General features: G+C 61.2%; 10 protein-coding genes, 1 tRNA gene and 2 pseudogenes. 11 read left to right on the top strand and 2 right to left on the bottom strand.

Annotation, left to right across the window (positions count from 1 at the left end; all coding sequences use genetic code 11):
* Positions 1-2: 2 nt before the first annotated feature.
* Positions 3-1,307: a TRAP transporter large permease gene (locus BLQ70_RS12220; protein ID WP_061971832.1), complete on the top strand. Its 1,305-nt coding sequence runs from the start codon at positions 3-5 to the stop codon at positions 1,305-1,307.
* Positions 1,308-1,612: 305 nt separating this feature from the next.
* Here the strand turns inward: BLQ70_RS12220 and BLQ70_RS12215 are convergent.
* Positions 1,613-1,702 (bottom strand) — tRNA-Ser (locus BLQ70_RS12215).
* 180 nt (positions 1,703-1,882) lie between these two features.
* Between BLQ70_RS12215 and BLQ70_RS12210 the strand changes: the two genes are divergently transcribed.
* The 4 genes and pseudogenes from BLQ70_RS12210 (at position 1,883) to BLQ70_RS12200 (ending at position 3,592) form a co-directional block, all read left to right on the top strand.
* Positions 1,883-2,203 carry a hypothetical protein gene (locus BLQ70_RS12210; protein WP_413813557.1) on the top strand — a complete coding sequence of 107 codons (321 nt, stop codon included), beginning with the start codon at positions 1,883-1,885 and terminating at the stop codon, positions 2,201-2,203.
* Between the two features lie 92 nt (positions 2,204-2,295).
* Positions 2,296-2,382: pseudogene (locus tag BLQ70_RS25335) on the top strand (peptide-methionine (S)-S-oxide reductase MsrA); the annotation flags it as partial.
* A 115-nt stretch (positions 2,383-2,497) separates the two neighbouring features.
* Positions 2,498-3,148: pseudogene (locus BLQ70_RS12205) on the top strand (magnesium chelatase domain-containing protein); the annotation flags it as partial.
* A 183-nt stretch (positions 3,149-3,331) separates the two neighbouring features.
* Positions 3,332-3,592, top strand: coding sequence for a CopG family ribbon-helix-helix protein (locus tag BLQ70_RS12200; protein ID WP_091857215.1), 261 nt, complete (start codon positions 3,332-3,334; stop codon positions 3,590-3,592).
* A 144-nt stretch (positions 3,593-3,736) separates the two neighbouring features.
* Here BLQ70_RS12200 and BLQ70_RS12195 read toward each other — a convergent pair whose 3' ends face one another.
* On the bottom strand, positions 3,737-4,123 hold the full coding sequence (locus tag BLQ70_RS12195) for a helix-turn-helix domain-containing protein (protein ID WP_139163535.1): 387 nt from the start codon (positions 4,121-4,123) through the stop codon (positions 3,737-3,739).
* 236 nt (positions 4,124-4,359) lie between these two features.
* Between BLQ70_RS12195 and BLQ70_RS12190 the strand changes: the two genes are divergently transcribed.
* From BLQ70_RS12190 to BLQ70_RS12165, 6 genes are all read left to right on the top strand, one after another.
* Entirely contained in the window at positions 4,360-4,668 is a 309-nt protein-coding gene (locus tag BLQ70_RS12190) for a DUF6634 family protein (RefSeq protein ID WP_091857213.1), read from the top strand.
* A gap of 3 nt (positions 4,669-4,671) precedes the next feature.
* Positions 4,672-5,283 carry a hypothetical protein gene (locus BLQ70_RS12185; RefSeq protein ID WP_091857212.1) on the top strand — a complete coding sequence of 204 codons (612 nt, stop codon included), beginning with the start codon at positions 4,672-4,674 and terminating at the stop codon, positions 5,281-5,283.
* 76 nt (positions 5,284-5,359) lie between these two features.
* The gene (locus BLQ70_RS25330) at positions 5,360-6,289 is read left to right on the top strand and encodes a hypothetical protein (protein WP_139163534.1); all 930 of its coding nucleotides are present in this window, start codon (positions 5,360-5,362) and stop codon (positions 6,287-6,289) included.
* Positions 6,282-8,195 carry an AAA family ATPase gene (locus tag BLQ70_RS12180; protein ID WP_170843385.1) on the top strand — a complete coding sequence of 638 codons (1,914 nt, stop codon included), beginning with the start codon at positions 6,282-6,284 and terminating at the stop codon, positions 8,193-8,195. Before BLQ70_RS25330 ends, BLQ70_RS12180 begins: the two co-directional genes overlap by 8 nt.
* Positions 8,192-8,548: an MbcA/ParS/Xre antitoxin family protein gene (locus tag BLQ70_RS25325; protein ID WP_139163533.1), complete on the top strand. Its 357-nt coding sequence runs from the start codon at positions 8,192-8,194 to the stop codon at positions 8,546-8,548. The genes BLQ70_RS12180 and BLQ70_RS25325 overlap by 4 nt, the downstream gene beginning before the upstream one ends.
* 675 nt (positions 8,549-9,223) lie before the next feature.
* Positions 9,224-12,403 (top strand): hypothetical protein, encoded by a 3,180-nt coding sequence (locus tag BLQ70_RS12165; protein WP_139163532.1) that lies wholly within the window; start codon positions 9,224-9,226, stop codon positions 12,401-12,403.
* Positions 12,404-12,505 lie beyond the last annotated feature (102 nt).

The raw sequence follows: 12,505 nt of genomic DNA, 5'->3' as shown, positions 1-12,505 counted from the left end.
TCATGGACACGACCGTTCTCGCCTCGCTGGTCCTCGCCAGCTCGCTCCTCCTGCTGCTCGCCAGCGGCGTCTGGGTCGCACTCTCGCTCCTCACCGTCGGCATGGTGATGATGGGGCTCTTCACCACCGCGCCGATGGGTTCGCTGATCGCCTCCACGCTCTGGGATTCGAGCTGGGGCTGGGCGCTGACCTCGCTGCCGCTCTTCATCTGGATGGGCGAGATCCTGTTCCGCTCGAAGCTCTCGGCCGACATGTTCCAGGGGCTCGCGCCCTGGGTCTCGCGGCTGCCGGGCCGGCTGCTCCATGTCAACGTGCTCGGCTGCGGCATCATGGCGGCGGTCGCCGGCTCATCGGCTGTGACCTGCGCCACGATCGGCCGGATCAGCGTGCCCGAGCTGGAGAAGCGCGGCTATCCGCTCAACATGACGATCGGCACGCTCGCGGGCTCCGGCACGCTCGGCCTGCTGATCCCGCCCTCGATCATCATGATCGTCTACGGCGTCACGGCAGAGGTCTCGATCGCGCGGCTGTTCATCGCCGGCGTCCTGCCCGGCATCCTACTGATGGCACTGTTCATGGGCTACACGGCAATCTGGAGCCTGCTCAACCCGGACAAGATGCCGCCGGCCGAGCCGCCGGTGCCGTTCCTGGAGAAGATCTACCGCTCGCGCCGCCTGATCCCGGTGGCGTTGCTGATCGCCTCTGTCGTCGGCTCGATCTATGGCGGCATCGCCACCCCCACGGAGGCCGCGACCATCGGTGTGATCGGGGCGCTGATCCTGGCGGCGGTCGGCGGCGGACTGACGCGTGCGAGCTTCATGGACGGCTTGATGGCAGCGATGCGGACCTCCTGCATGATCTCCTTCATCATCGCCTGCGCCGCCTGCCTGACGATCGCCGTCGCCTTCGTCGACATTCCCCGCTCGCTCGCGGGCTGGGTCGACGCGATGCATCTCTCGCCCTATGCACTTCTGGCGGTGCTGGCCGTGTTCATGCTGATCCTCGGCTGCTTCCTCGAGGGGATCTCGATCATCGTGCTGACCTCCTCGGTGATGCTGCCGATGGTGCAGGCGGCCGGCATCGACCTGCTCTGGTTCGGCATCTTCGTGGTGATCCTGATCGAGGCGGCGCAGATCACCCCGCCCGTCGGCTTCAACCTGTTCGTGCTGCAGAGCATCACCGGCAAGGACATCCTTGCCGTGACGAAGGCGGCGATCCCTTATTTCTTCGTGCTGATGCTGCTGCTGGTCCTGATCACGGCGTTCCCGCAGATCGTCACCATCCTGCCGAAGATGATGACGGGATAAATCCGGGGCAAACGCGATGATCCGCTCCTGGCCGCCCACGGCGGCCAGCTTTTGGGAATAACGCAAGCTGACGGCTGACATCCGAATGGCGGCGAGAGCGGACGTCGCGCGCCGGAACCGTTGGCGTCAGCTTGTGGCGAAGCCCCAGGCTCGGCTTCTGGTGCAAACCCGAATGGCATTGCCTAGAGGCTGATTCCGACCTGGAACACTGTCGAACGCAAGTGACTGTCGGGTCATCGCTGGGGGCGGCACGACACTGAGCTATCGATGCCGTCATCGAAACATATGCTGAGTGTCGAAATGCATGGCGGACAGGGCGGGATTCGAACCCGCGATACGGTTTCCCGTATACACACTTTCCAGGCGTGCGCCTTCAACCACTCGGCCACCTGTCCGGCGCGCTGCTTATGACTGCCGGCCCGTGATCTTTCAAGGGCCGAGATGCAGGGTTTTGCACAATCCCGGTAAATCGCGGGTCATCGGTTGCGATCTGCGGCCAGCATGGTCACATCTGGGCACCGAAGCGGTGCGCCGGTTGGGCGTTTTGCGGCGTGGATTGCGGTAGGGAGCGGATGGTGAGGTTTCTTCTCCGGTTGATCGGCTATGTGTTCGTCGCGGCCGGCTTCGTCGCGCTGGTGATCGACGGTGCCCGCTCGATCGCGAATGCCGGATTGCGCTTCATGCCGGTCAGCGAGGCCCTGATCGCTCTCGTTCAGGAGCGCTACCAGCTGATCCAGCCGGCGATCGAGCGCAACATTCACCCCTGGCTCTGGGACCCGCTGCTGCTGACGGTGTTGCGGGCGCCGGCGGCTGTCGTCGCCCTCTTGCTCGGCTTCGCGCTGCTCTGGCTCGGACGGCGCCCGGAGGCGGCCATCGGCATCGTCACGCGTCGGTGATGGCGCCCCTTGCGCCCAGGCCCCGTGATAGCGAGAGACGCAGGCTTTAAGCGTCGAGCTCGAACGAAACGGAGCGAATGACGTTCTCCCTGCGCTATCGGGCGAAGAACCCGGCCGGCTATTGCGGCCTGGGCGGCGCCGGCGTGACCTGCCAGATCGGCCTCGGCGTCGAACCCTGACGACAAGGGGAGGCCACGCCTCCCTTCTTTTCGATCTATTGGGTTCCCGATATGTTCTTGCGTTGCCGCCAAAGCTTCGCTAGCCTTCCCAAGCGGTAAGGGAGCGGGGCGCAAGATGGTGGCGCGAGTCGCGACGGTGGCGTTCGAGGGCATCGAGGCGCGCGCCGTCGACGTTCAGGTCCAGGTCGCGCCGGGCGGCGTCGCCTTCGTGCTGGTCGGGCTGCCCGACAAGGCCGTTGCCGAAAGCCGCGAGCGGGTCCGCGCCGCGCTCCTCGCCTCGGGACTTGCGCTGCCGGCCAAGCGCGTCACCGTCAATCTCGCCCCGGCCGACCTGCCCAAGGAAGGCAGCCACTACGATCTGCCGATCGCGCTCGCCGTCATGGCGGCGATCGGAGCGATCCCCGCCGATGCCCTCTCCGGCTATGTGGTCCTCGGCGAGCTCGCACTCGACGGCTCGACTACCCCTGTTGCGGGCGTCCTGCCGGCCGCGATCGCAGCTTATGCCAAGGGGCAGGGGCTGATCTGCCCGGCGGGGTCCGGCCCGGAGGCGGCCTGGGCGGCTGCCGATATCGACATCCTGGCGCCGCGCTCGCTGATCCAGCTCGCCAATCATTTCAAGGGCACGCAGGTCATGGCCCGGCCCGAACCGGCGGTCGCGCGCCAGGCTGGCCCTCTGCCTGACCTCGCCGACGTCAAGGGCCAGGAAAGTGCAAGGCGCGTGCTCGAGATCGCGGCGGCGGGCGGGCATAATCTCCTGAGATTTGGACACATTCCCGACCGCGTCGTAAGCGCCAGATATCATTAATCTATTCGGGCCGTCAAAAGGATTGAGTACGTAATCCTTGTTCTCCGATTTTAGCCCGGCCTCGATAGGGGTTCGGGGCTGCCGCTGGGAGCTTGACGTCCATCATCACCGTTATAATCCGTATTACAAATTGGGGTGAGGTGGATGAGCAAAGCGGAGCTTTCCGACCCGATCGCGTTGAGGGTTCCGGTCGATGTGCTGGCCGATATCGAGAAGATCGCTGCAGCCTCTGAGCGTACGCGCTCGTGGGTGATCGTCCGAGCGCTGGGGCTTTATCTGGCCGGTGAGGGAGCCGACTGCCTGGCGATCCTCCGAGGGCGCGAGGAAGCCGCAGCGGGTGGCGGTCACGACGCTGACGACGTGGTCGTGGAACTAGAGAGCATTATGCGCGGCAAGGTCGATTGATGAAGGTCTGGTTGTCGATCCCCGTTCAAGCCTGGCAAGGGCTACATACAGGGTCGGATAGCGTGTCGGGTGTAGCGCTCGAAAACCAAAAATACGGTAACGGTTTCTTAACACCTACCATAGAGAATGTGGGTCATGAATTCCTCAGCGCTTTGTGAGGATCTCGTCCGAGAACCACTCGATGGCGGCGGAGATAATCAGCTCCCTCGACCATCCGGCATGTACGGCGCGATCTACCATCGAGCGTAGCGACGAGTTTAGCGCACGCTTGGCGCCTTGCTTGCTAGCGTAGTCGCGCGGAGTTTCCGGGTCTGGCGAGGGAATAGATGCCCTCAGCATGTCCGTGAGAATGTGCGCGAGAAAATCTGGGGGTCCTATGCGCACCCAGTTTTCGACCGTCCGGATGTGGATTCGATAAGCCCGCGAGAAGCTGGCCTGGGTGTACCCCAGTTCACCCAGCATCGCTTTGAAGGCTGCCCCGTCCATCCACCAACCCGTTGCGTTGCGCAAACAGCGAGCTTCGTCCGGCACTGGTAGTGTCCGACACGTTCCGCAGTTCTCGGGCAGACTGCAAGCGCTACAGTTAATCAGTCCTTGCTGATCAACAGCTCGATCGTTCAGTTGCATTAAGGATTGGAGTGCCAATCCCACATTCAATGTGGGATCGCATCCGGCCTGCGGGCGAAGCGAGCGCACTCTCCCCCTCCACATTCACCTCACGACCGCGCGGCTAGCTGGCGCCGGTCGTATCTCGCCTCGAGGACCCCATGGCGTTTACCGATACAACGATGCGCGGCCAGGCACTGGAGAGGATTGAGCTCCTCCGAACGCTGAGCTGGGATCTGGCCGCCATTTTCGATGGCGGGATGCCCACGCTCGATCAGCTTCGGGATGCACCCGTGCTGCGGGACTACGCACTCTCGTCACACCAGGTGAGCTGCATGGAGGGCTTCGTAAGTGGCCACCCGCTTCTCGGAGAAGGCCGGAGGATCAAGACTTCTCAGCTCTTTTGCGTCGACCACGATTTGAAATGGATCAGGACGCTGTCCCGGTTCTATCGGCTGGAAGGTGCATGAGCCATGAAGTTACGGTCCTCAAAGGCAGCCGGATCCTTCTCCTGCGCCAAGCCCGGCAGTTTCGAACTGCTCATCAATATCGAAGCTGATCCGCGCACCTACAGCTTCTGCGAGTTCGACTTTCACGCCGAGCTGCCTGGAAGCGAAGCCGATCAGTTCGATCATGTGGCGGCCTACTTCCTGAGACACCAAGCGGGGCGGTTCGTCATCTGCGCCAAGCCTCAGCTGTCTCATCAAACGTCTCTGTATCGCGAAAGCTGGAGCAAGCTCGACCTCGCGCTGGCGCAGAAGGAGACCTGGCTTTTCGCCGTGGACCCCGAAAAGCTCCGCCGGGAGCCTGGTTGGACAAACGCGATTGAACTTGCACGCTGCGCCCAAGCTGAGATCGATATCGAGGACGAAGAGCGCGTCCGGCAGCATATGCGCAGTGTCAGGCGGTGCACCATCCGCGAGGTCATGAAGCTGTGCCGTGGTAGCGCCGACTCTTTCGACGCAATCCTCAAGCTGATCGCCTCCGGCGTACTGGTTTGCGAGGACGAGTACGAGCTCTCGCCGTGCAGCCGCATAGGCACGATGACCTCACGGTCACCGACGTTATCACCCGGCTGGCTGTAGCGCGCCGCCACACTCTCCCAAGTTCAGTTGCGTGGCATCGGTCGCCGTGCGCGGCCGGCAGTTTGGAGTGCCAAAGGTGAATTCCCAGAATCATGACGCCAGGAGGCCGAAATCCATTCACGTCTCGCTTGAGAGCCCAGACGCGCTCGGCCCCTCGATCCGTCGACTCGCCAGCAGCGATGCGATCGTCATGACCTTTCCGCGCGATGCGCTTCCAAGGATCAAGGCGCACTCCGAAGTCAGTCGGCGCGGAGTTTATATGCTCATCGCTCCTACCGCCGGCGATCACGCATTCAGGGTTTATGTCGGTCAGGCCCAGAACGTTCTGCAGCGCCTGATCAAGCACGAGCGCAGCCGGGAGTTTCCAAGGTACCTGCAGGTCGCTGTGATTGTCAGCACCGATGATCAGATGCGAGGCGATGTCGCCCTCTATCTTGAACAGCGGATGATCCAGGCTCTGGTGAAGAGCGACATGGTCATGGTCGAGAACCGAGCGCTCCGGTTCCCCGCGCTGCACCAGGACGATCAGATCGTCGCAGAGCAATTTTTCCGTGACGCATTGCTGCTGCTCGGGCCGGTCGAACCTATGGCTGCGATGGTTGCCTCGACCATTGCCAGCCAGGAACGCAGGAACGAACTGGTCAATCTGGATGCATCCCGGGGCCGCCCCTTTTTGCAAAGCAACGTCATCTATGAGTTCCGTCGGGATGGCTGTCAGGCCTACGCGGTTCACGCGAATGGGCGCAGCATGCGAGTCCTGGCTGGCGCCACGATCGTCGACGAGGAGCACTTTTCGCTGCCGCGCCGCTGCCAGGAGTTGCGCCAGCGGCTCCGTGCCGCCGGCTCTGTCGTACGCTGCGCGCAGGATGGTTTGCTGACCCTGCTCATCGATGTCGACCTCTTCAGCCAGACCGGTGCTGCTGATTTCGTCGCCGGTCGCCGGACGTTGGGCACGCGGCTCTGGAAGCTCGCCAACTTCACCCTCGAGGACGAGCGCGATGTCTGAGTCCGAACTGCCTGAGCTTTATCTCGACGACGATGATGAGCCCATGGAGGAGACAGCCGTGGTGCCTCGCCCCCAAGGGCTCCGAGAACGCTACCTGATCGGCTCTCTGCCGCCCGCAGCTCGCTTGCCGCGCCTCATGATTTGGGGAGCATGTAGCCCCAAGCTCCGGCGGGAAATCGACATTCGCAAGACGATGATCGCCGTCATCGAAACGCCATCGCCAAGTTGGTCAGACTGCCTTCTTGAGGCCGCCAAGGTTCTTTTCCGCGGTGCGGTGCTCGTGTCGGCAGACAAAGCGCTCAAGGATAAGGAGTACACGGTTTCGGATCTCGATCTGCGTCTCGCGATGCAGTCCGGCCAATCTCTAGTGATCCTGAGCTCGAAGGGGGTGGCTCAAATCTCCCCTGCGGTGCGCGCATCTGTCGATCACCACGTCCAGATCCCGCCGCCTACCCCGGCGCAGATCACAGCTACAATCCGCGCGACCTTCGGAAACAAATCGGTCTCGGGTGTGCCGGCGCGGGTCGGTCACCATGCACCCGCGGCGGCTATTCTGGCTGCCATCCGGCCCGGGGAGAATGCGGCCCGTGCGGTAGCGCGCCTGGTGGAGCTAAATAGATGGTTCGGGCAGGTGACTGCTTCGGGCATTCCAGCCGGACCGGCTCTCGAAGAGCTACAGGGATACGGAGACGCAAAGATCTGGGGCCTGGAGTTGGCTGCTGACATTGCGGCCTATCGGGCGGGCGAACTCAAATGGTCGGCGATCAGCAGCGCTGCAGTCCTTTACGGGCCACCTGGCTCCGGAAAAACCTACTTCGCTTCTGCGCTCGCCCGGAGCTGCGACATGCACCTGGTGGCCACCAATCTCGGCGCGATGTTCAACGCGACGGAAGGCTACCTCCATAACATCGTTCGGCAGATTTCGGATGCCTTCGCAGAATCTCGGCGCAAGGCGCCGTCCCTGCTTTTCATCGATGAGCTGGATTCGATTCCGGACCGGACCTCGCTCGATCGTCGACACCGCGACTACTGGACCACGATCGTCAACCACCTGCTCAAACTGATCGACAACGAGCGCGAGGGCGTTGTTGTGCTCGGTGCCACGAATCTGATCGACCGTATCGACAGTGCAATCCTGCGAGCCGGCCGCCTTGAGCGTCATTTCGAGATTGGGCGCCCCGGCGAAGCCGACCTCATCGGCATGTTTCGGCTTCATCTGGGTGATGATCTCCCCGACGCTGATTTGCAGGCTCTGGCCCGGTTCGCGTTCGGTTCGACGGCTGCGGAGGTTGAGCTGGCAGTGAGAACCGCCCGGGGAACGGCGCGGCGTGAAGACAGAGAGCTGGCGTTGGCAGATCTCCTCGCCCAGTTCGATCGAGGCGACGTTTCGCCTGGTCTGCTGTGGAGGGTCTGCGTTCATGAGGCCGGGCACGCTTTGGCGGCCTCCGCGTTTGGGCGTCGCGTTGAACTCGTGTCGGCGCTGAAGACTGGCCCAGCTGGCGCCCGAGCTGTGTACGCCGGCTTGGAGGATGGCGCGACGCGCGAAGACCTTGAGAACGATGTTGCCATCAGTCTGGCCGGTCTCGTGGCGGAAAAGCTTATCCTGGGATCAGCATCGACCGGCTCGCACGCTGACCTCGCGGTGGCGACAAGAATGATGGCCGCGCTGCATGGATCTTTTGGGTTGGGGGCGAGCTTGGCTCGCCGGATCGAGCCCGGTCATGCCGAGCAGCTGCTCGGTGAGCGCCCGTTTCGCGAGTTGATAGAGGCCGAACTGCAGACGATCGAAGGTCGTTGCACCGAGCTCCTCTCAGCTAGGGTTTCCCAATTGCGGGCGGTCGCGGAAGCCCTTCGCAGCAAGCGGGTGCTCGGCGCAACGGAGTTCGCGGAGCTAGTAGCCTCGTGACGCGAGAGGAGGAGAGCGCTCTCGTTCGCGCTACCTTTCGAATCTTCCAAAACTGGAAGATCGATGCCGCTCAGGCGTGCCGGATCCTCGGGGTCGAAGATCCTGACGGGCTCGCGCGTTTGCAGGCAGGTGCATCCGAAGGACACCCCGCTGACATGGTCGATCGCATGGCCTTGATCCTCACCATCCATACCAGCCTGAGAATATGGTTTCGCGACCCGGAACGCAGCTATGGCTGGATGCGTCGTCCCAACCTGACGTTCGACAATCTGCCTCCAATCCAGCTGATTGAGACAGAAGCAGGCGCGCGCCGGCTCAAGGCCTATTTGGATGCGAGTATCGAAGCTGGCTAAAGGCGCGTTCGCGGGCTGTCAGGCAAACACAGCGTGTAGCTACCCTGCGATGACCGGCACCGGACCGAACTGCTCTTCAGCGCCTTGCAACCCTTGGACCTCATGACGGAGTTTGGCGTGAGAGTTAGGTCGAATGGGTCGGCTATTTCGTTGGATGAGGCCCGGCTCCTCTCAGCATGGCGCATAATGGGGCCGAAAGCGCTGCTCGAAACCATCGAGAGCTGCGTGAATGTAGCGAGGCGTATCCTCTCGGCCCCTGTTGGCTCTGCTCATTCATCACTGTCCACCAACCGCATTCTGGCCACGTTGGCTATGCGGCACTTCTCTACGCCGTATCAGCTCGACGCGCTCTGGACACTTGTCGCGAAAAACGCGCTCAGCGGAGATGCCAGATGCAAATCCTTGATGGCCATCGAGCTCGCGTGCGCCCCTTTGGGAGCCGAATTGGCGGCCCTATGGTTGAGTTCCGTGTCGCCCCGACCTCTTAATATCAAAATCGATCTTACCGGGCGCGAGCAGCTCCGTAAGCGCCCGCGGATACGAAAGTCCCGTTTGCCGTGCGGCCAGTAATCACTGGTCCTCTATCAGGCCGTGGCATCCGAAATTCGCGCCGATTGCAGACCGCTGTCCACGGATAACTGAGTCTACGCACCGGTTCGGCTGCGGGTACTTAAAATGCAAGATATTCCGTCAATACATTTTTTCAGAGGCGATCGTGAGCCTCGAGGCAGTCTTAATATCGATTTGCTTGAAGAGAAGAACTTGCGTCGGCGACTTGCATCCATCGATCAGTTTGCGTTCGAGTTTGAAGCCGGCCGGCTTGTGACGGTCGGGTCGGAAAAATACGTTGCGTCGATTGTACAAGGCGACAAGTCGGAATTTTCGACGACCTCAGTCCCGCCAGATTCAAGTGCGTCACCTGCATGCCTGCCTTGCGATGCACCAGACTGCAATTCTCCGGCAATCGGCAACAAGCCACGCGTCTCGTACGGACCGAATGCGGTCCAAAACACCTTGGCCATGCTCCACGAACTCGAAGCACGCCTGATTGCGGATGGGCGCCGTCTCGGGCGGCGGCAGCGAACAGTCGAAGACAAGGTTTCGATGGCGGCTCTCGCCGAGGAACTCGGTGTGTCAAAAAATAGGTTGCTATTGCCCGGCATCCCGGAGGCGATTGCCGCGATGGCGAAACGGGTCGGGATCGAACCCGTTGAAGAACGCGCTTATGTGCAGGACATCCTGGAACGCGTCGAGAGTCTGGCGGTACGCTTGCGCAAAACAGGCGGCAAGATGCCGCTCAATGTGATGACTCCTTCCGAGCCGAGCTACAAGGCTGTTCGAAGGTTGCTCGAACTGCCTCAGGGCAATCGATTGCCGGAGCCTGTCGAACGTCGAATTGTCGAGCTTTATAGTGAGATAGGCGTCGAAGACGCGCCGGATCCAATTGCCAAACGAAGGTTGCTAGCTTGGGGCGAGCGAGCCAGAGCTGAAGGGCTTCATGTTTTGGCATGTTCGTCAAAGCCCGACGAGCCCTTCATTCCCGCTTGCGCCGAGTTGATGGGGGTCGACCCGCATGAACTCTATCACCCACCAAATAGGGCTATTCTCACTGATCTGGGGCGCGAGCTCGGTTTCGAGATTGTTTCGACAGCCCGAGAGCTGCGGCCGATCCCGAGCGTCGTTCTGGTCGAGGAGTGGGCGAAGCGAGAAGGACAGAAGGTCCCTCAGCACCCGTCCTACCCTGGCCGTCCATATTTTGCCGTTGCCTGCAAGCAGGTCGGCATCAGCTTATCAAGCGCCCTACGGCCTGACGTCCGAGATGCGATCATAAATGCCGGCACAACTTTAGGATACGTCACCGTCATCGCGTCGGTTGAGCCGGAGGCTGTGCTTCTCCAGGAGCTGAGGGAGAAGGCGATCATTATGCGTCGCAAAGAGGTAATCGGCACAAAATCCGAGAACGCTCAGATCGGCAATCTGACGTGGCGACTGAAGCAGCTGGCCGAGCTTCATCCTGACGGCGAGCTGGCCAGTGCGAAGCTGCTGTTGGCTGAAGCGGCGACGATAAAGCCTAAGGATTCCAAATTTCACGGGGAGATGTGCGTACTGCAGCGGTGCCTGGATCAGATCGAACGGTCTCGGAGTCTGCCAGACGATTTTTGCCAGGCGCTCAGCGAGCTCTGCAAAAGGGCGAAGATGTCCTACAAGGCCACGTCCCGAGAAGCAGGGCTTCCCCCCAACACTGTCGCGATATGGGTAAAGGGTTGCCCGGACCCCAGCCGTCGCCGCGAGGTTGAGCTTGTCGAGCGGGCACTGAAGGCGGAGCCGAATACTCTAGTCAGCCGTATGGCTGGGATTTCGCGGCGGCCGAAGTACGTCCGGCTTTGTCGTTTTCCAGAACACATTCGCTCGAACAAATCGCTCCGCACCCGCATCAAGAGGCGGCTTGATCCTACCGACTTCGCTCTTCCGGACGAGGGTTTTTTCGCCCGCTGCCTGGAAGTCCACCGAGAGATTATTGCCGAAGCTACGAAGCCGATGGCTGCCTTTGTGAAGGCACCTGAACACGCGTTGCCCGTCTTGCCCGAACAGGTTGATCGTCAGTTCGCTATCGTTTGTGCCATCGCTGATGCCGATGGTCCGAGGCGCCGCGATGCCATGAAACGATACGAGATTTACGACGATGGGATCCGTTGGACTTACTCAACGGTGGAGGGGCATCACAGGACGCTCAAAGCCTTTTTCGGATATCTGTCCCGGAGCGTTGAAGCCCGACCAGCGATCGCCGAATCTGACATGTCGCTGGCGTTGGCGCTCGTTCCAGAGCTCTCTGTCGATTACGCCATGTGGCTCCCCTCCCAAAGAACAGCAATTATCCCAGGCCGGACGGTGAGCTTGACCGATATTGCGGCGATGCGGCTGTTTGGAACGCTGCTGCGTGAAGGCGGTATTTTGCGGAAGATGCCGCAACTCGCCAAAACGCTAAGCCCGATTCCGGGGTATCTCGAACGCGCTAGGATCCAGTGGATCGAGACGAACTGGGAAGCAGCATGCCAAGCTGCGTTCGAACGATACCGGGGCATGTGCAATAGCTACTCTGATGACGAGTTCGACCGGTCGATTGAGATCGCGAGCTTGATGCCGATCCTCAATCTTGCCAATCCCAGCCAAGCTGTAACGCATACCATGCTGCGCCGCCTGGGCGAGCAGCGTCAGCTTCTGGCAAAGGGAACCATCACGTGGGCGCTCGCCGTCCGCAACGAGATGTATCTGCATACCCAGGATCAGATGGCATTGCGGGGCGGTACATTACGTCAGGTTGGAACCCGCCATTTTCGCACCGTAGGCAACGGGATCGACCTCCATCTTCCACGGGAGTTCTTCAAAAATCGCCTGTCTGAGAAAGTTTGGAAGAGTGGTCGAGCGTGGACCGATTTTCATCGCACCTTTGACGATGAGCTGGGAGGCCACGCTGTCTTCGATCTTTACGTGAATGATGCACGCCCCATTCTCGCCGGTGTGGCCGACAGCGATTGCGGCGCCTTCTTTTTGAACTACGACGGTACGGCCAAGCAGGGATTTTCCCAGCTCGCGACAGATCTGAGCAAAGCCCTTTTGATCGATTGGCCCGACGCTGACTTGTTCTGGAGGCAGCAGCGCGCTCTCCGCAACCATGATTTTCGGCATATTGCGGCGACGAGTATTCTGCGTCGTACGGACGACATGAGGTGGGCTGCGAGAGCGCTGATGGACACGATCGAGACGACAGAAAATACCTACGCATTCGTTCGAGCCGAAGACGAGAATTCAAGGTTTCATGAGATCATGCGGGGGCGCGGCGAGCCGATGGTCTGAGTCTGGCTCGCCTGCAGATAGTTCTCCTTCCGAGAAGGCCGCCTGTAAGGGCGGCCTTCGTCGTTTCCGCCGGCCTTGAACGCTGAGTTGGTGATAGCGTCG

The sequence above is a fragment of the Allobosea robiniae genome, assembly GCF_900102525.1.
GTDB classification, from domain to species: Bacteria; Pseudomonadota; Alphaproteobacteria; order Rhizobiales; family Beijerinckiaceae; genus Allobosea; species Allobosea robiniae.
This window is presented reverse-complemented; position numbering and strand designations above follow the sequence as displayed.